The sequence below is a fragment of the Paenibacillus sanfengchensis genome (genome assembly GCF_036864765.1).
Lineage (GTDB): Bacteria > Bacillota > Bacilli > Paenibacillales > Paenibacillaceae > Fontibacillus > Fontibacillus sanfengchensis.
In genome coordinates, this window is the sequence record NZ_JBAGJC010000013.1 from 85,157 (window position 1) to 104,501 (window position 19,345).

The 19,345-nt window shown below is 54.0% G+C and carries 12 protein-coding genes; 1 reads left to right on the plus strand and 11 read right to left on the minus strand.

The genetic code is table 11. From position 1 onward, the window contains the following. Window position 1: 1 nt before the first annotated feature. The 6 genes from V4U84_RS21660 to V4U84_RS21685 all read right to left on the minus strand — a co-directional run bounded on the left by V4U84_RS21660 (window position 2) and on the right by V4U84_RS21685 (window position 8,432). Entirely contained in the window at window positions 2-874 is an 873-nt protein-coding gene (locus V4U84_RS21660; protein ID WP_334077972.1) for a carbohydrate ABC transporter permease, read from the minus strand. 58 nt (window positions 875-932) lie between these two features. Next, entirely contained in the window at window positions 933-1,841 is a 909-nt protein-coding gene (locus V4U84_RS21665) for a carbohydrate ABC transporter permease (RefSeq protein WP_334077957.1), read from the minus strand. Between the two features lie 12 nt (window positions 1,842-1,853). After that, window positions 1,854-4,784: an extracellular solute-binding protein gene (locus V4U84_RS21670; protein ID WP_334077973.1), complete on the minus strand. Its 2,931-nt coding sequence runs from the start codon at window positions 4,782-4,784 to the stop codon at window positions 1,854-1,856. Between the two features lie 114 nt (window positions 4,785-4,898). Beyond that, the gene (locus V4U84_RS21675; protein WP_334075072.1) at window positions 4,899-6,260 is read right to left on the minus strand and encodes an ABC transporter substrate-binding protein; all 1,362 of its coding nucleotides are present in this window, start codon (window positions 6,258-6,260) and stop codon (window positions 4,899-4,901) included. Between the two features lie 335 nt (window positions 6,261-6,595). Continuing rightward, window positions 6,596-7,630 carry a LacI family DNA-binding transcriptional regulator gene (locus tag V4U84_RS21680; protein ID WP_334075071.1) on the minus strand — a complete coding sequence of 345 codons (1,035 nt, stop codon included), beginning with the start codon at window positions 7,628-7,630 and terminating at the stop codon, window positions 6,596-6,598. A gap of 73 nt (window positions 7,631-7,703) precedes the next feature. Then, the gene (locus V4U84_RS21685) at window positions 7,704-8,432 is read right to left on the minus strand and encodes a copper amine oxidase N-terminal domain-containing protein (RefSeq protein ID WP_334077958.1); all 729 of its coding nucleotides are present in this window, start codon (window positions 8,430-8,432) and stop codon (window positions 7,704-7,706) included. Between the two features lie 181 nt (window positions 8,433-8,613). Between V4U84_RS21685 and V4U84_RS21690 the strand changes: the two genes are divergently transcribed. Continuing rightward, entirely contained in the window at window positions 8,614-8,793 is a 180-nt protein-coding gene (locus V4U84_RS21690) for a hypothetical protein (protein WP_334075069.1), read from the plus strand. Between the two features lie 746 nt (window positions 8,794-9,539). Here V4U84_RS21690 and V4U84_RS21695 read toward each other — a convergent pair. From V4U84_RS21695 to V4U84_RS21715, 5 genes are all read right to left on the minus strand, one after another. Next, the gene (locus V4U84_RS21695) at window positions 9,540-11,954 is read right to left on the minus strand and encodes a glycoside hydrolase family 3 C-terminal domain-containing protein (RefSeq protein ID WP_334075068.1); all 2,415 of its coding nucleotides are present in this window, start codon (window positions 11,952-11,954) and stop codon (window positions 9,540-9,542) included. Window positions 11,955-12,085: 131 nt separating this feature from the next. Then, window positions 12,086-13,102: a glycosyltransferase family 2 protein gene (locus V4U84_RS21700; protein ID WP_334075067.1), complete on the minus strand. Its 1,017-nt coding sequence runs from the start codon at window positions 13,100-13,102 to the stop codon at window positions 12,086-12,088. Window positions 13,103-13,118: 16 nt separating this feature from the next. Further along, window positions 13,119-13,730, minus strand: a complete 612-nt coding sequence (locus V4U84_RS21705) for a hypothetical protein (protein WP_334075066.1) — start codon at window positions 13,728-13,730, stop codon at window positions 13,119-13,121. Between the two features lies 1 nt (window position 13,731). After that, on the minus strand, window positions 13,732-16,182 hold the full coding sequence (locus tag V4U84_RS21710) for a beta-glucosidase family protein (RefSeq protein ID WP_334075065.1): 2,451 nt from the start codon (window positions 16,180-16,182) through the stop codon (window positions 13,732-13,734). A 78-nt stretch (window positions 16,183-16,260) separates the two neighbouring features. Continuing rightward, window positions 16,261-19,185, minus strand: coding sequence for a glycoside hydrolase family 3 protein (locus V4U84_RS21715; protein ID WP_334077959.1), 2,925 nt, complete (start codon window positions 19,183-19,185; stop codon window positions 16,261-16,263). Window positions 19,186-19,345 lie beyond the last annotated feature (160 nt).

A 19,345-nucleotide genomic window follows, 5' to 3' on the forward strand; every position in this document is an offset into this window, starting at 1 on the left:
CCTAATCTTTCATGCCCGAAGTGGCCATGGTTTCGATAATCCGGCTTTGCGAGAACAAGAACAACGTGATCGGAACGCTCATCAGAATGAGGGCCACCGCCGCCCCGGCCCCAGCCCGGGCAATCCCGCCCAGAATGATCTGATTCGCCGCATAGTGGAGCGTTTTAAGCTGCTCGCTGTAGATAAATCCGTTCCCATCGCTGCCCCACAGCATCTGGAAGAGCAGAATGATCAGCGTCAGCCAGGCCGGCTTGACGTTCGGCATCACGATCGACCAGAAGATGCGGTACTCGCTGGCCCCGTCGATCTTCGCCGCTTCCAGCAGGGCGTCCGGAATCTGCTCCATGAACTGCTTCATCAGATAAAGCCCGAGCGAGTAGGCGAATGCCGGGATAATGACCGCTCCATACGTGTCGATCATGCCCAGCCAGGACAGAATCATATAGTTCGGCGTCTGCGTCACGACCGGCGTGAACATGAGCGACAGCACCACGGTCGTGAACAGCAGCGACTTGCCCGGGAACTTGTGCTTCGCCAGCGGGTAAGCCGCCGCCGAGGCCAGAATGACATGGCCGACGATCCCTATCCCCGTAATAAACACCGTATTGAAAATATAACGGGAGAACGGGACCCACGACTGGCCCAGCAGATTCATAAGATCGAGGAAATTGTTCCACGTCGGATTGCGGACAAACAGCGTCGGCGGAAACAGAAAGATTTCATCCAGCGGTTTGAACGCGTTGTTGATCGCGTAGACGAGCGGAAGCGCCATAAACGCGCCGAACACCGCCAGCATCAGGAACAGGAAAAAAGTGCCGGCAAACGAACGGTTCACCCGTTTTTTTCTGGCGCGCAGCTTCAGCTTGAGCTTCACGGGGCGCCCCCCGCTTCCCAATCCGGTGCCGGGTACACTGGTTGTTTGAGCCTTCACGTTACTCACCCACCTTGTGCAAAAGTTTCTGGACGATCAGGTTCGTTCCGACCATAAGGACGAACAGGACGGTCGCGATCGCCGAGGCAAAGCCCATTTCAAACCGGGTCGTCCCGTAGTCGATCAAGTGGGTGACGATCGTTTCGGCCGCGTAATTGACGCTCGGGAATCCGGCCAGCGCAATCGACACGTCGGCGACGGCAAACGAAGTGGTCAACTGGATGACCGCGCCGAACATCAGCTGCGGCCGCATGGACGGCAGCGTGATGAACCACAGCTCCTGCCAGCGGTTGCGGATGCCGTCGACGGCGCCGGCCTCGTACAGCGTTTTGTCGACCGTCTGAAGCCCGGCGATAAACGCCAGGAACCCGGTCCCGAGGCTAAGCCAGAGCTGAACGAGGATGATGATCGGCATAATGTAGCTTTCCGTCTTGAGCCATTGAATCGGCTCCAGGATCAGACCGAGCTTGATCAGAAACCCGTTGACGATGCCGTACCGGTCCCCCGAGAAAATAATCAGCCAAATAAAATACACGTTCCCGGAGATCGAAGGCGCGTAAAAGACCAGCGTCATAAACGCCCGCATCTTCGGGCTCAGCTCGTTGATGATCCAGGCAAAGATAAAGCAGGCCAAGTAGCTGACCGGTCCGGTGACCGCCGCAAACAGCAGCGTGTTTTTCATCGCGGTCAGAAAAATATCGTCCTCCAGGAACAACCGGGTATAATTGTCCCACCCGACGAACCGGGGAAACTCCAGCATGTTGAAATAGGTAAAACTGAGCACGATGGAGATGAGGACCGGCAGCACCGTAAACAGCATGAACAAAATCATATAAGGGGCCAGCAGAATGTAGGAATGCCTGCTGGCCTTCATCTCCCGCCACTTCAGGGCCCACCGCGTATTGTGCATGTCGATTCCTCCCTACTCCCGCAGCCCGCCGAATTCTTCCTGCTTGTTGCGGATTTCATCGTGGATGTACTGTACCGAGTCCATGATCGCTTCCCGCGGTTCGATACCGCCGATAACCGACCGGTAAAAAGCGTTGAACAGATGTCTTCCCGTGGCATAGCCGCCGGGAACCTCGGGGATACCTTCGACCCAGCGGAACTGTTCCTCCAGGCTTTCGAAATCCTCCACCGGCCAAGGCAGCTGCTGCAAGGCCTTGATATTGGCGGTCGGATAACGGGCGGCCGCCCCCATTAGGCCTTCCATTTCACGGCCGTAGCCCGTTTGCGTCTCATCACTCGTCCACCACTTCAAAAATTCCCAGGCCGCTTCCTTATCCGCCGCGCTCTTCAGCATCAGCACGCCGCTCCCGCCCGCGGGAACGGTGCGATCGATGCTTCCGTCTTCGCGTTTGGTGCCGGGCACCGGGGCGAAGCCCCACAGCCCGCGGATTTCCGGAGCAAAAACGGACAGCTGGTTATAGGCGGTGTAGTCGGTAATGCCGATCGGCATTTGACCCGTCCGGAAACGGTTGGCAAAATCGTACTCCCGCTCCAGCTTGTAGTCCGTGTAGTATTCCGTCCACTGCTTGAACGACTCGATCCCCGTCTTGGAATCGAGATCCGATTCCGTGTCCGCGTCGCGGTAAAACTGCCCGCCGTTCTGCATCAGCAGGGTGGCATACATCGAGTTCGGCGGCAGCGTCGTCCACTGGTTCGGCGCCTGGACTACGACCGGGAGGCCGAAGCCCATATGGTTCTTGTTCAGTACGGCCAGCAAGGTAGCGACATCATCCCAGGTTTCGGGGACTTTCAGCCCCAGCTCGGCCAGTACATCCTTACGGTAGAAGAGCATGTTGAACGTCTGCGTTTCCGGCAGCGCATAGACCCCGCCGCGATATCTGTAAGGCACCATCGCGCTGTCCCGGAACCTTGCGGCGACCTTCTCATAGTCGCCAAACTGCGTCAGGTCCGCGGCCGCGCTCCGCATGGCGAAATTCACCGGCAGGTCGTTGCCGATCTGCATCGCCACGTCCGGACCTTGCCCGGCCAACGTGGCGGGCAGGATTGTCCCCATATTGACCAGCTTCAGATTGACGTTAATGCCCGTCTGCGGCGTAAAGGTTTCGTCGATCATCGCTTTGATCGCGTTTGCCTGGTCCCGGCCGCTGCCGATCCATACCGTCACGGTCCGCTGGTCTTTCTCGTCGGCCACGTTCCCGATCCGGTTGTAGTCGATGAAGAACGATGACGCGAATGTCGACAGCTCGTGGACGATTTTGTCCCCCGCGCCGAGTCCGCCGTCCGGCAGCTTCTTGTCGGGAGAGGCGACGTAAATCTCATCGATCATCAGCGGCTGCTCCCTGGCCTGCTGCAGCCAGGTGCCGAGCCCGCCTGTATTCGTCTTGTACGTCTCCAGCCGGCGCGGGATCGTCTCGGGCTCCTCCACCATTTCCTCCAACTGAAGCGCCATCGTATTGAGCAGCGCCTCCTGATCGCCGGACTGCCCGGACAGCTCCACCAGCCGCGCGCTGACCGCGCGGAGGCGTTCGCTTTCCGCCCGGAAGACCTCCAGCAGCTCGGGTATCCGCTGTTCGACGCGGTAATCCCGGAACTCATCCGGCTTGGTGCCGGTGATCATCAGCACTTTGCGGTACATGGCGTTCAGGTTGAGCAAGCTCGCCTCCACCTGCCGCAGCAGCGGAGCGAACTCGCCGAGACTGGCCTCCAGCCGCAGCACATGCTTGCCTTTGTCGAGTTTGAACAGGTACGGATCGTCTCCGCCCATCGCACCCACTCTGTAACCGCTCTCATAACGAAAAGCGGCCCGGTTCATTTCCGCGAACGGCACTTGTCCGTCAATCGTTAGCCTGCGGGTTGCATAGATCCCGCGCACGAAGTTTTGTTTGGTTCGAAAACCGATCTGATACAGTCCGGTTTCGGGGGCCTCGATCTCCCATTCGATCCATTGCCCCGGCAGCCGCCAATTATAGCCTCCGATCGTGTTGATCCTAACTTGGGAGGCGCTGTACGGGGTGACGCCCGGGCTCGACCGCTCGCTGAGCGGATACAGCGTCGGCGACGATTTGGCAATCGCTTGCTCCGCCTGGACGACGAGCAATTGCCCGGCGGTCTCCCGGACACCCTCCGCTTCGTACCCGGCCTTCACCTGTTCGTACGGCAGCGCCTCCGGCTGCTGAAACAGCTTCAAGTGGTGGATTACCATCGGTTCCCGGGAAGCGGCCAGCGTCAGCGTATGTTCACCCTTGTCAAAATAAAACCGGAACGGCTCGGTCACGTACCCGTCGGAATCCTTGAGCACCGCCTCCCGCCAGGTCGGCCGTTCGACCTGCTTCGGCCTCAGTTCATTGCCCTGATTATCCCGCTCGATTTCCGGCTTCGCGTTGTCCCAGATCCGGTCAAACTGCAAGTATCCCGCCTCTTCAAACGGGAGGCGGCCATCGATCTTCAAAGACCGCTCGATCGCGGAGCTCTTGCCTTCCACCGGATAGTAAAGCAACGACAAATTGTACAGGCCCGCTTCCTCTACGTGGACCTTCCATTCCATTTCTCCCTTTTCTCCGGTGTAAACGGAAAGGCCCTTCTGCCCCTCGTAGTCTCGGAGCTTTCGCGCCTCCGCGTTCTCGGCGCGGACATAATCCGCGGCGGAAATCACGATTTCCTTATCAGGGCGGACGGCGTCTTGGTGCCCGGTCAAATAATCGTCATAGGCACGGCTGGACGAATTCCCTTTCACGCCGGTCACCAGTTTGATCTCCGGAAGCCGGGTTGCGCTCTTGCCGGTGCTCGCTGAACCGCCGCTCCCGGCAAATCCTCCCGCGAGCCAAACGAACAGCAAAATCGCAGCAGCCGCCATCAGCAGCCAGCCCGGTTTCTTGCTCAGCATTCGTATCCCTCTCAATGTCCATCCTCCTCGCACCCGGGTGTGGAACAGGAAAGGGACGCGGCAGCCAGTACACGTCCCCATCCTCCCCTTCTATTCAGGCATGCGGTTCCATCCTTACTTGCCCAGCTTATCGACGGCGGATTGCGCCTGCTGTTTGTATTTTTCCGCCGTGGCGGTCACGGATTGGTTCTTCACGATAATATCCTCGACAAAAGCTCCCGTAGGATAATTCGGATACGCTTCATCGACGGTGATAACCCCGGTCCCCGAAATATGTTCGCGGATCATATCAATGTCTTCCTGATTGGCGTAAATGCTCTCCATATAATCCTGGCCGGGATATTCCTCGGTAGGAGGGATATCGAAAGTTTCTTCATAGATTTGGTACACGATGCCCGGATCTTTCACACCTTTCGGAATGAATTTGGCGGACGCCGCCGTATTCGCATACGTTTGCTTCGGCGAGCCTTGCGGTCCGTTCGGAACCGGCACCACGCCGACCTCGAAGGTCAAGTCCTTCAGCTGCCATTCCGCCGCGATGAACATCGCCACATTGCCGTCCAGGAAGGTGTTCGTTTCCTCCCAGTTTGTTTTGTTGCCGGATTTCACCCGGACAACCTTATCCACGTTGTACAAGCGGTTCACAAATTCCGCCGCCTCGATCGTTCGCGAATCGGACAGCATTTCCTTGCCGTTCTCGTCATCGACGATTTTGCCGCCATTCGCGGCCGTAAAGTGCTTCACCGCATCGATGGCCCAGCCGGAGTAGCCCCACACATCCGTTTTCCCGTCATTATCGGTATCCTTTGTGCCTTGTTTGGCGACCTCCAGAAATTTGTCCCAGTTCCATTCTCCCTTATTGTAAAGCTCTTGCAGATCCGGAAGCCCGAGCTTCTTGAAAATATCGCGGTTGTAGTGGATGCCCAGCGCGGCGGTAACCGGATTGTCGAAAGCGTACTCCCCGCCCCCCAGGGCAGGGGATTTGACCATCAAGTCGCCTTTGCTGTTGATATTGTTCTTGTCGGTCGTGAACTCGCTGAGCGGAAGCAGCTGGCCCTTCATAATAGCGGGGAGCGCCGACTTATATTCCATTTGGACGATATCGGCGAACGGTTCGCCGGCCAGAACGCTCGTCGTAAATTTATTCATATACTCCTGGAAAGGAACGTTGACGAATTCAATTTTACAGTTGTATTTCTTCTCAACCTCGGCGATTTTCTCGAGGCGAGCCTTCTCCCCGGCGGTTGTCCCGGCGGGTTTCAGATCCCACCAGGCCGCTACCTTGATCACGCGGCCGCCCAAGTCGACGGCGGGTTCCCCGGTAGGTTCGGGTTCGGCCGTATTTTGCGGAGCCGTGTTCCCCGGTTCCGGGGTCGGCGCCGGTGAGTTTTCAGCCGCTTTGTTACCGCCGCCACAGGCGGAAAGCACAAAAATCAAACAGAACAAAATCAAAGAAAGCCCTTTCATTTTTCTCATGGATGAAACCTCCCCATTGTTCTATAGACCTTGTCTTGCCTTACCTCAAGCCTTGTCTTGCGTGTAACCCCGCTTGTCTTGCATCAGGATTTTCAAGTTTTCGCCGCTGTTTGTTTTTCTCAAATTTGCTAATAGTACAGAAAACTATGATAACAATTTGAATGAAATCATCACTCCTTGTTAGCTGCGTTTGCAAATAATATACCTCTACCTACAAACCACGTCAATAAAATTATGCTAACGCTTACATATTTATGCTAACTTGTACTGGCCGAAATAAAAAAAGCCCCGGCAATGCGCACATTGCCAGGGACTCCTATCCTAACAGCCTGTCTCTAAATTTCCGGTTCTTTTTGCGTTTTCTCCTTGAGGATAATCTCTGCCTGAATCAGCAGCTTCTCCGCGTTGGAATGCGGGTTGGCCATTCGCCAGATCAGCTTGTCGACCGCCCTCGCGCCCAACATCTCCTTGTCCACATCGACCGTGGCGAGGAGAGGCAGCGAGGCGTCGGTGTTGTCAAAGCCCGTAAGCTGCACGTCCCGGGGAACCTCGATTCCCTGCCTCTGCAGTGCCTCCATAACGAACTGCGCCGTCGTATCGTTGGCGCAAACGAATATCTCCGGCAACCGATGCTTTGCTATCACCCGGGGCACCGCATCGTGAATTTGAGCGATCTCCGGTCCGGTCAATTCGGGAATTTGCCGATGCTCCAGCTTGTAATCCTCCAGCACGGAACGAAATCCCAGCCAGCGCTCGTAATAGCTGGGGGCGTCCCCGATTTGTCCGACAAACTGAAAATTCCTGTACCCTTTGCTGATGAGCTTGATCATCATTTCCCGCATCGCGGACACATTGTCCGTAAACACCGAGTCGCATTGAAACGCCGGATCCTGGTGATCCACCATGACGACGGGAATTTCGAGCCTCCGGATCTCGAGCAGAATCTGCGTGGACACGGAGCCGACCGTAAGGATGCCGCCGATCGCTTTGGGATTGAGCAGCGAAAACATCGAATCGTCCGAGGGCTCCGTCAGCGTGAGTATATCCACCCCCTTCTGGTTCAGGCGGGCGGAGATCCCGTTAAATACCGGCCCCCAGTACAGGGAGTCGGTATTTTGATAGCGCACATTCGGAAAAAGCACCAGAATTGCGCCGGGCCGGGCTTCCCCTTCAACGTCCGGGGCTTGATTCCAGGCGGAAGAGCCTGATTTGCCCCCGTCTTTGAAGTAGCCGAGCTGACCCGCCGCCTTCAGGATCATCTCTCTCGTCTGCGCGCTAACCCCCGGTTTTCCCGAGAGCGCCCGAGATACCGCAAACTTGGAAACCCCGGTGAAATCCGCGATTTCCTGGATCGTTACTTTTTTCATCATATCTACCTACTTGAGTACAGATTTAATTGCTTCTTGCTTTAATAGATTTAAAGTCATCATTTGTTAGGTTCAGTTAGGTCAATTTCATAATAACATGGTTGGACAATAAACCCAAATCCCACTTGCGGACGAGCGCCGGGAAAGAACAATTTTTGATTATTTTATCATAAATCCCAACGATTCCGAATCGTAAGTCGTAGGCCGAATGCTCTGTAATAGCGTTGATGGTAAGTTGAAAAGTTTTATTCTTTTTCTGAGAAATCGTGAAATTATTTATACGAAACCTACCATCAGGATTATCGCTGTATAAGTCGTTCCCCTCAAAACTTTTAAAAGGTTCTCCGACAATGACCCGTTCGTCATCAATCACCAAGAGCTCCAGCTTTTTGTCCCAATGATACTTCATATCTGTTTGATCTAAAAATAGGCGAATCGGCAAAAACATAGCTCCCTCTTTCAGCACAGGAACCGTGTCCATCAACAGTTCTTCGTTATTTACCTTTGCCTCTTCCGACCCCACTGTAAACTGAAATTTTTGATCTAACCACTCTAAACTTGCTGTTTTCGTTGAGGTCTGATAAGTCACCTTTCCTCCGAACAGATCTTCATACGCCCTGAGCGGAATAAGAAGACGATGATTTTTATCGACAAATGGACCTGACGGTTTGGTGTAAAGAATGACGAACTTGTCTACTTTCAGATGAACCCCTGATTTTGATGGAAGTGCGTCTGCCGATGAATCCAATACTAAAAGGTTCGACAGCAACATTAGGCCCAAGATCATGGTAATAAATTTCTTCACAAATTCATCCCTCGGATTCAAATCGCCCTATTCGATCTCAGCCTATCCGGCATCGAGTTCGGCGCAGTGTTGGTTTTTTCATTCGTTATATATAAGCTTACTACTTAGGGCCAACAGAAGGAAACGACCCTTTTTTGTCGAAATTAGTCTAGGAAGATATCCTTAGAAAGGAGGTGTAATCATGGATAAAGCGATTGTACATAAACTTGTGGATGAAGTCATCAATGAAGTAACGGCGGCAAACCGGGAAGCTCTCGAGGCCGAAGGCATTTCCAAGTCCAGCGTCGAACTGTCTGTCCGCATGTCGGCCATGACGACGATTCGAATTCTTGAGAAACTGGAACTGATTGAGAAAGGCTGATCCCCCCCCTTGCTGATGCCGACCTCCCGGGACCAAGTAAGTTCCCGGGTCGGCCGGTGATCCCCTAGCACCCCTCAGAATGTTACCAAAGTTGCCGGCAGCGAAAACTTCGACCGGGGGGCGGACCGGGCCAGACCGGGAACACGCCGGGGCCTTGGCCTAGGGCCGGACGAACTCCACGCGAGCACTTTAGCTCTAACGGACATCATAGACGCTATTCCGTGGAAATCCGTACTTTCGGAATCCTAACGGAACTAATAGCGCCTATTTGTCTACTTTCCCGCCGAATGACCTCATTTTACCAAAATAGCGGTTGCTGCGTCCGTTAGAATCCCAAGTCGCCCTAAATGGACGAAATAGCGGCTATGGCTTCCGTTAGAGTGAGAAAGCTTCGGCCGGGCCGAAACCGGTGCCGTTCCCACTGTCGGCTCAACATCGCCCCGGCTGCCTTTATCCCCCAACTATCGGCTCGGCACTCCCCCGGTTACCTTGATCCCCGCACCGCCCCCAGGCTCTCACTTGTTCTCCCCACCGGGCAGCAGCAAGCGCTATCCTCGCCCGATCCTCACGGCTCGCCCGGCCTCTTCCCGGAGCCGGCAGCATAAAAACGGACTTTCAGTCCGTTACTTCGACGAAATTCTCTACCGAAACAACCTCCCGAAAGCCCGCTATATACATATATCAACTCCGGCACGACCCGCCGCCAATGTTCCAGCCAGTGTGCGAGAGGGGTTCAGGGACCCCCGTTAAGCCCTCTCCGCCCTCAGTTTTAACCGCCTCTGTCTCAAAAAGTGGCGCAAGCCTTGGAAGAAGCGGCCGTTGACCATCATCAGAATGCCGTCCACCATCGGCATGTTCACGGCACCGCCCGTCATTCGGGCAATACCGCGGAACGGAAGATGATAGATGGACATCATGATCAGGTTCGCCGTACTCCGCTTGCCGATCTTTCGCAAAAACCAGTAGGCAAACACGATGCCATGGTAAGCCAGTCTGGCGATCGCCCCCTTGGCGTATTGGCACTGCTCGATCGTGTCGTTGTAGCCGAGCGGTCGGGACCGGTCCCAGTCGGCCACCGGAACGGGCCGGCCGATCAGCTTTTCGAATTCCAAGGCGCCGACATGCCGCACATTCCCTGAGTAATAGGAAGGCAGCTTGTCCTTGTCATAGGGCAAAGGCGCTCCCGTTCCTTCCACAAAAAGCGTATCCTCCAACCGGATATCCGCGCTGGAGGCTCCGATCATCATGCGATATTCCGCCTCTTCGACCTCCCAGGAATCGGTCTTTACGTTGAAATACCGGAAGGTTTTATCATCGAAAGGGATCGTGACCGTCTTGGATTCTCCGGCGTTGATAAACACTTTGGCAAATCCCTTCAATTCTTTGGCGGGTCTAAAGATCTCCCGCGAGTTGCAGCCGACATAAAGTTGAGCCACCTCCATGCCGGCCGTGGCCCCCGAATTGGTTAGTTTAAAGGTGACGCCCGTCCGGCTCACCCGGATATCCGAATATTCGAAAGTGGTGTAGCTGAGTCCGTAACCGAACGGAAAAAGCACGTCCACCTTCGCCGTATCGAAATACCGGTAGCCGATGAAGATGCTTTCCCTGTATTCCGCGGTAATTTCATTGCCGGGGAAATAAGGGGCCGATGGCGTATCTTCGTAACGGAGCGGGTACGTTTCCGCCAATTTCCCCGAGGGATTCACGTCGCCCGAGAGAACCCGCAGAATGGCCCGGGCCCCGGCTTGTCCACCCAAATACCCATGCAGTAATCCTTTCACTTTGCCGATCCAGGGCATCTCGACGGCGGAGCCGCAGGACAGGATCGCCACAATATTGGGGTTCACCCGATGCAGGGCGTCCAGCAAATCGATCTGGTTGTCCGGGATCCTCATATTTTGCCGGTCCAACCCGTCGGCTTCCGTCACTTCATCCAAACCGATATACAGCAGAACGACGTCCGCCTTCGCGGCCAGGGCGCAGGCTTTTTCGATTTCCTTCGGATTTTTCTTTCCGTAACGTTCGAATCCTTGCTCATAACCGATGCTGATAATGCCCGATTCCTCAAAACAGTCCATCGTATGATCAAGAATTGTGGGATTCACGATGGAGGAACCCGCCCCCTGGTATCTGGCATGCTGGGCAAACTCCCCGATCACCGCCACCTTTTTGCCGAATTTGAGCGGGAGAATGCCGTCTTCGTTTTTAAGCAGTACGATCGACTCTTCCGCCACCTTCTGGGATACGCGGTGATGATGCTCCACATTGAAGTCGATATGAGGTCTGCGATAAACTTCCTCCGTCGTAAAAATAAGCTCAAGCAGTCGGTCCACACACGCATCCAGCACTTCTTCCGAAAGTTCACCGCCGCGGACGGCAAGGACGATGTCCCGATTCGTCTCTCCCCCCGTCGTCGGCATTTCCAGTTCGTTGCCGGCCAGCAGCCCGGCCACCCGATCGTTGCTCCCGCCCCAATCCGTGATGACCGTCCCCTGATACCCCCACTCACCGCGCAAAATATCTCGCATCAAATGCAGGCTTTCGTTGGTGTACGTACCGTTCAGCTTGTTATAGGAAGACATGATCGACTTGGTCTTGCCCTCTTTCACGGCGATTTCGAACGCCGTCAGGTAGATTTCCCGCAGCGTCCGCTCATCGACGATCGCGTCGATCGACATCCGTCTTTGCTCCTGGTTATTTACGGCAAAGTGCTTCACGCAAGCGGAAATGCCCTGCGACTGAATGCCCCTGATATAGCTGGCCGCCATTTTTCCCGCCAGATAAGGATCTTCGCTGAAATACTCGAAGTTTCTGCCGCACAGCGGATTCCGCTTCATATTCACCCCGGGTCCGAGCAGAACATTTACCTTCTGGGTAATAGCTTCTTCTCCAAGATACTCCCCGACCTTTTCCCCGAGCTCCGGATTCCAGCTATTGGCCACCGTGGCCGCCGTAGGGAAGCAGGTCGCGGGCACACCGGCATTGAGCCCCAATTTATCCGCTGCCACAGCTTGTTTTCGGATTCCATGCGGTCCATCGGCAAGAAACATGCTGGGGATGCCCAGACGCTCGATATCCTGGGATTGCCAGAAATCCTTCCCCGACATTAAGGATGCCTTCTCTTCCAAGGTCATGCTCGCAATGAGTTCTTTATACTTCATCTCTATTCCTCTTTTATGGTCTAGGCGGTAAGTTCAAGGATGACCGCGTATAAAACATTCTACTATAGATTCCGGGGACATTCTAATATAAAGAAGCAGGAAACCTCATTCGGCTCCTGCTTCCCCAAGGGTTAATTGAACCCTACCAATCTTTGCGATAATTTGTAAGCACCGACAGAAATACTGCGGCCGGCACGTCCCGGCAAACTGATCAATCCGCCCATAATGCCATACTTCAGATGACGGTAGAGTCTTACATCCTTTTCCTTGATATACTTCCACAGCTCTTTTCGCTTCTGCAAATTTTCAACGGTGCCCGAACGGATCAACAGAATGGCCGAGACGACCGTTACTATCTCCAAATGCTTGAGCATATAGCGGCGCAGGTTTTCGTTCTCGACCTGCTCGAGATCCACCTGCTCGATCATCAGCTTGTTCACCTTCAACTGCTGATCGATTCTCTTAATCATGATGCTTTCCTGCACGGACTGGTCTTCCCGGCCGATATAGTACCGGTAGAAATCCACATTGAGATAGTACATCGTCTTCACATGCTCAAGCGGCGTATACACAAACAAATTATCGACGTAAAAAGTATGCTTCGGCAGCTCCAGACCGCAATCCCGCAACAACTGGGTCCGGTAGATCACGGAATGCATCAAAATGTACTGGCCTTTCCGGAAAGGCTTGACTTCATCCCAGGTGAAAACCTTCCCTTCCGGCAGAACATCGTTGTATTTCATGATCTTTCTGTACTTCGCGCCTTCTTTTTCGTACACAAAATTGCTGATCAGCATATCCACCGTTTTATGTTGGCTCGCCAGATCGGATAAGGCTTTTACTATTTTCAGATACGCGCGAATATCGACCCAATCATCACTGTCAACGACCTTAAAATACAATCCGGACGCATGCCGAATTCCCGCATTCACGGCGGCTCCATGACCGCCGTTTTCCTGATGGACCGCCTTCACGATCGTGGGATATCGCTCCGCGTACTCATTGGCGATGTCGGCGGTCTGATCACGGGAGCCGTCGTTCACGACAATCAACTCGACACTGTCCCCGCCGGGAAGCAGGGATTCGATGCAGTATCTCATATAATCCTGCGAATTATAGCAAGGGATAACAATAGATAATAGTTTCATATTCACACTACCTGTTCTACTTTTCGGATTCTTGTTTGAAAATAATTTTGAAAATCGGGAAAAATACCCAGAAGGAAATAGCGCTATTGATGATCATCGTGATCACGTCCGCGGTCGTTTCGCCCACGGAGCCCATCCCCCATGTGTTCATAAACAAGTTGTAAATCGGCGCTTTATAAAATCCTTGCGCGGCGGCTGCGCCGATCGTAATCACGATATAGGCGACGACATACCAGAAGGCCGCCTTCCAGATGTTGCTGTTCGACTTGAACGTGATGCTTCTTTGCGCGAAGAAATTAAGAATCTGCGCGATCGCGATCGTGATCTGCACGGCCAGGAAATAGGCCAGACCGCCCCCGCCGCCGGAAGAAAGCGAGCCTGCGGCATAATCGAACACATAATAAGGACTTCCGTCGAAGTTATGGCCGAACTGCAGCACTTGAAAATTCGAATGGATCAGGGCAGTCCCGGCAAACAGGCTTTTGAACACCGGCATAAGTACGAGCTGCAAGACGGTAATTCCGTTGCTCAACATAAAGAATACCAGAAATTGAGCCGTATTGGGGTGCTTTTCTTTGTACCTCGCCCAGAAGCCGAGCGGGCCCGATGTCGATTTTGGGTTGTTCATCCTATCTCTCCTTCGCTGCCGAAACACGCTGTTCTTTCTGTTTCGCAGCTTTCAGCATCTTGCTTCTTTCCTTTAAGAAATGGCGCAGGCCTTTAAAGAAACGACCGTTGACCATCATCAGAATCCCGTCGAGCATCGGTAGGTTCACGACGCCGCCGGTCATTCTGGCGACTCCCCGAAACGGCATATGGTAGACGGACATCATAATGATATTGGCCGTGCTCCGCTTGCCGATTTTCCGAAGAAACCCATAGGCGAATATCATAAGCCGGTAAGCCAGCCGTGCGGCCCAGCCTTTGGCATATTGGCACTGGGCGATGGTGTCGTTGTAGCCCAGCGGTTTCTTCCGATCCCAGGTCGATACCGGCACCTTGCGCCCGAGCAGCGTCTCAAACTCTTGTTTGCCGACCTTGTCGGCCCGGCCGGTATAGTAGGAAGGCAGTTCGTTCTTATCGTATGGCACCGGCGCCCCGGTCCCCTCCACAAAAAGGGATGCCGCAAGGCGGATATCCGCGCTGGATGCGCCCACCATGATTTGATAGTCCGCTTCCTCCACTTCCCACCGGTTGGTGTTTATATTGAAATAACGGAACGTTTTGTCGTCGAAAGGAATCTTTACGGTCCGCGTCTCGCCCGCGTTCAAGAATACCTTAATGAATCCCTTCAGCTCTTTCCGCGGCCGGAATACCTTACCGCCGCTGCACCCGGCATATAGCTGGGCAACCTCCATCCCCGCCCGGTTTCCGGTGTTCGTGATGTTGAAGGTAACGCCATCCCGGTCTACCCGGAGATCGGAGTACTCATAGGTGGTATAACTTAGTCCGTATCCAAACGGAAAAAGAACCTCTACATTCGCCGTATCGTAATAACGATAGCCAATGTACAGACCTTCTCTATACTCCACGCTGACCTCTCTGCCCGGAAATTGGTGGCAGGCCGGCGTATCTTCATACCGGAGCGGATAGGTCTCCGCCAGCTTCCCGGAAGGATTCACTTCGCCCGTCAAAACACGCAGAATCGCTTTGGCCCCGGCTTGACCGCTAAGATAGGCATGAACCAATCCTTTCACTTTGCCGATCCAGGGCATTTCAACCGCGGCCCCGCAGGACAGCACCACCACAATGTTCGGGTTGACTTGGTGCAAGGCGTGCAAAAGCTCGATCTGATTGTCCGGAATCTTCATGTTTTGTCGGTCCAAACCTTCCGCTTCCGTCGCTTCATCCAGACCGAGGTAGAGCAGAACCACCTCCGCCTTCTCCGCCAGGGCGCATGCTCTTTCGAGCTTTTTCCGGTTCTTTTTCCCGTACCGTTCAAAACCGGGTTCATACCCCAGGCTGACGATGCCGCATTCCTGCAAGCAGTCCAGCGTACGGTCCAACCGGGTCGGATTAACGATCGAGGAGCCGGCGCCCTGATATCTGGCTTCTTGGGCAAATTCCCCGATAATCGCCGCTTTTACGCCCGGGTTCAGCGGCAGGAGGCCATCCTCGTTTTTCAGCAGCACGATCGATTCTTCGGCCGCTTCCTGAGCCGCCCGATGATGCCGGTCGACATCAATTCCCCTCGGCCCGGCCCCTTTGTATACCTCTTCGGTCTTAAAAATCAGGTCCAGCAGCCGATCCACGCATTCGTCCAAGACCTCTTCCTTGATTTTTCCGCTCTTGATCGCTTGAATGATCTCTTCGTTGGTCTCTCCTCCGGTCGTCGGCATTTCCAGTTCATTGCCGGCGAGCAGGCCGGCCACCCGGTCATTGCTTCCGCCCCAGTCCGTCACGACCACGCCGTCGAAATTCCATTCCTCGCGCAGGATTTCACGCATCAAATGAAGATGCTCGTTCGTATATTCGCCGTTTAACATATTGTAGGAGGACATGACCGTTTGGGTCCCGCCTTCCTTCACGGCGATTTCAAATGCGGTCAAGTAAATTTCCCTCAGTGTTCGTTCATCCACGATCGTATCGATGGACATCCGCCGCTCTTCCTGGTTGTTCACGGCAAAATGTTTCACACAAGCGGAAATGCCGTGCGCTTGAATGCCTTGGATATAGGCCGCGGCCATTTTGCCGGCATGATACGGATCCTCGCTGAAGTATTCGAAGTTTCTGCCGCACAAGGGATCCCGCTTCATGTTGACGCCCGGGCCGAGCAGGACGTTTACTTTCTGGGCGACCGCCTCCTTGCCCAGATAATCGCCGATCTTCTTTCCGAGCTCCACATTCCAACTGTTCGCAACGGCCGCCGCCGTTGGAAAACAGGTGGCCGGAATGCTGGGATTCAGGCCGAGGTGATCCGCCGCGGCCGCTTGCTTGCGGATGCCGTGCGGCCCGTCAGCCAGAAACATGCTGTTGATGCCGAGCCGCGGAATATCCTGGGACTGCCAGAAATCCTTGCCCGACATGAGAGAAGCCTTCTCCTCCAAGGTCATTTGCTCTATCAAGTATTTGTGTTTCATCTCCCGATACCCCATCTTGCTTTTGAGCGGTAGCCTCACAGGCTACCGCCAAAGCATTTTCTATTTATTTTCCCGCTCTTACAACGCTTGCGTCTCGGTTACTTCCTTCTTTGCCTTGCTTCTTCTATGCGTCACTTTAAAGAATCCGAAGGTCAGCAGAGCCAAGAGAACGAGGTTCACGAGTCCGAGTCCCAATACCCAGAACGGATAAGGCGTTACATTCATTTCGAAGGCGTTGCTGTTCGCCACGGTATACAGAATGTTATGGCTCGCTTTTCTCATCGCCTGTTTACCGGTATTGGTCTCCGTGCTCAATTTCGTTGGTTTTTCCCCGATCGTCGTCAGCATCAGATCGTTCCCCGCCCGAATCGCCCGGTCCGTATCCATATGCGGGAACAGATCCCAGTCCGTGATGACCATGCCTTTAAAGCCCCATTCATCGCGCAGTACGGTTGTGAGCAGTCCATAGTGCGCGCCCGCCCAAGTCGTTCCGAGTCGGTTAAAGGACGACATGACCGCGGTGGACTTCCCTTCCTTGACGGAAATTTCAAAAGGCTTCAAATACAGTTCGCGGATGGCTTGTTCATTCGACCAGACTGCAACCCCATCCCGGTTGGTCTCTTGGTCGTTCAAGGCATAGTGTTTGATATAGGAATATACACCTTTGGTGAAGGCCCCCTGTACGGCGGCAGCCCCCATTTTGCCCGAAAGCAGAGCGTCTTCCGAATAATACTCAAAGTTTCGGCCCGAGAACGGCGTCCGGTGAATGTTCATGGCCGGTGCGTACAATCCGCTTACCCCGTAAACAATCGCTTCGTTCGCCATGTACTCGCCCATTTTGTGCGCAAGGTCCACGTTCCATGTCGAGGCAAGGACCACCTCGCTCATAAACTGTACGCCGTTGATCCCGGTCAAGAGCGCGTTGACGCCCGCCGGACCGTCCAGATCCGTGGTCGCCGGTTTCTTGATCGACTCGATGGCCTGTGTCGCATATCCGCCAAAGCCGATCAATTGGGCCATTTCATCAATGGAGAGCTGCTCCAGCAACTGGGCCCATTTCGGATCGTTATAATCCAGCCCCGCTACATCTTTCAGCTTCAGTCCATGGTCGGCAAACACAATATCCTGATCTTCCGGATTGTCGACAGGCTGCTTGTTCTCCAATGCCTGGATCAGCTCCGGAGAAGCTTCCTTGTCCGCGGTCCGTTCTTTAGGCAGCGTGCCTTCCCAATCCGCCCGGGACACGTAGGTCAAGTCGCCTCTGGCTTCGTCAAACACATTCGTGGCTACCGTTTGATCCGTAGCGCGCTTGTTATCCTGGTTGTAAACGATCTTGTCCTTCACTTCGTACGTTCGGGTATCGATGACGTCATGCGCGTTGCTCATCAGTTTGATACCGTATACGCCGGCCTCGAGGACGTACGCCTTCTCTTTCCGGTCATCGTAGGAAGCCATCTCCTCCACCGGAATGTCGAGCTTGATCGTCTCGGAAGCGCCCGGTTCAAGAACTTCCGTCTTATCGAACGCGCCCAGCACCACATGGGACTTTTCAATCTCGCCCTCGTAATAAGGCGGCGTGTAATACAGCTGAACCACGTCTTTGCCGGCTTTGTCGCCGGTGTTCGTTACTTTTACTTCAACGGAGATCGTATCCGCCGAAGTTTGATAGTTCGTAATTTCCTGTTTAAAGTTCGAATAGCTTAAACCGTAACCGAACGGATACTGCACGGCTTTTTGGTAGGCGGCTTCATCCACCTGACCCGTCTTGTTGTCGACGTACCGTGTCTCATAGTAGCGGTAACCTACGTAAATTCCTTCGGCATAGTTGAGAAAAGCGTGGTACTTTTCGCTCTCCTTGCCGAACTTGTCGACCGCTTTGTGCTTGGTATTGGAATATCTGAAATTACCCGCATTAAAAAACGCCGGGGAGGTGGTGACATCATAAGCATAGGTGTCTACCAAACGGCCGGACGGATTCACCACGCCCGCCAGGATGCGGCCCACACTGTTATTCCCCGTTGCGCCGGGACCGCCGATCAGGATCGCCGCATCAATGCCTTCTTTCTCCAGGAAGCCCAGTTCCATCGCATTGCTGGAGTTGATGACCACAACCACCTTCTTGAAGTTGCGGGACGTGACCATATCGATCATTTTCTCTTCCGCTTCCGACAGCTTCAGATAGTGACGATCCTTCGAGCCGCCGTACTCCGAGGTTTCAAACGGAAGGTCGCCGCCTTCTCCGCCGGAACGGGACAATACAATCAGCGCCACATCGGAGAATTCCTCCGCCTTCTTCAGCAAATCCTCGCTAAACTCGCCGGTGGCCGGCTCACTTAAGGTGTAGTCGCCGCCATCCAGATTAAAGTTGTCCTGTTTCTTCTTCTCCGGCGCATGCGTGTTATAGAAGTCCGTCAATTCACTGTTGATTTTAAAGCCCGCGTTCTCCAATCCCTGCTGGATGCTGACATTCGCGCTTTCATCACCCGAGCCGGATCCGCTTCCTCCGTATACCATTCGGACGGACGCCTGGCCAAAAACGTTTACATTTTTCTCACTGGCGTTATTCTGGTCGAGTGGAAGGACATTCCCCTTATTTTCCAGCAGGACGATCCCTTCATCCTCGATTTGTTCGACAACAGCTTTCGATTCCGCCGTTACTTTGGCTTTCTTATCTTCATCGATCTTGACTTTGGTCAAATACTGGTTAATGACGACCTGATAGTGACCGATGCCTACGTTAAGGGCAATGACGATAACGAGCCCCAAACTGAGACACGCCAGCCAAAACCTCCGCCAGCCTTTTTTCTCGGCCTGATTTCTTCTTGCCCAAACAAAACCGAATGCGGCGATGAGCACCGCAAGAATGGTGACCGCTACGAGCAGAATTTTCAGCGTTTCCGCGATCGGTACCATTGAAACGGTTACAACAGTACCGATCAGCAGCGCCAAAAAGACAACCGCCCATACCCCGAATGATTTTTTGTTTCTACCAGACTTACTCACTTTGTTCCCCCTCCTATGTAAGACGCACATTTCCCGGCACAATCATGTTCGATCGTTCCCGTTGTATGTGCTTTCATGACTGCAAATTAAGGGTACCGTATAACTTTTGAAATAACTATCAACCAATCGTTAGGGGGAGGTAACTTTTAGTTTAGTATGC

Bases quoted from the DNA above. Each gene is read 5' to 3' on its own strand.
- V4U84_RS21665 (WP_334077957.1), bottom strand. From the start codon at position 1,841: ATGCACAATACGCGGTGGGCCCTGAAGTGGCGGGAGATGAAGGCCAGC.
- V4U84_RS21670 (WP_334077973.1), bottom strand. From the start codon at position 4,784: ATGCTGAGCAAGAAACCGGGCTGGCTGCTGATGGCGGCTGCTGCGATT.
- V4U84_RS21675 (WP_334075072.1), bottom strand. From the start codon at position 6,260: ATGAGAAAAATGAAAGGGCTTTCTTTGATTTTGTTCTGTTTGATTTTT.
- V4U84_RS21680 (WP_334075071.1), bottom strand. From the start codon at position 7,630: ATGATGAAAAAAGTAACGATCCAGGAAATCGCGGATTTCACCGGGGTT.
- V4U84_RS21690 (WP_334075069.1), top strand. From the start codon at position 8,614: ATGGATAAAGCGATTGTACATAAACTTGTGGATGAAGTCATCAATGAA.
- V4U84_RS21695 (WP_334075068.1), bottom strand. From the start codon at position 11,954: ATGAAGTATAAAGAACTCATTGCGAGCATGACCTTGGAAGAGAAGGCA.
- V4U84_RS21700 (WP_334075067.1), bottom strand. From the start codon at position 13,102: ATGAAACTATTATCTATTGTTATCCCTTGCTATAATTCGCAGGATTAT.
- V4U84_RS21705 (WP_334075066.1), bottom strand. From the start codon at position 13,730: ATGAACAACCCAAAATCGACATCGGGCCCGCTCGGCTTCTGGGCGAGG.
- V4U84_RS21710 (WP_334075065.1), bottom strand. From the start codon at position 16,182: ATGAAACACAAATACTTGATAGAGCAAATGACCTTGGAGGAGAAGGCT.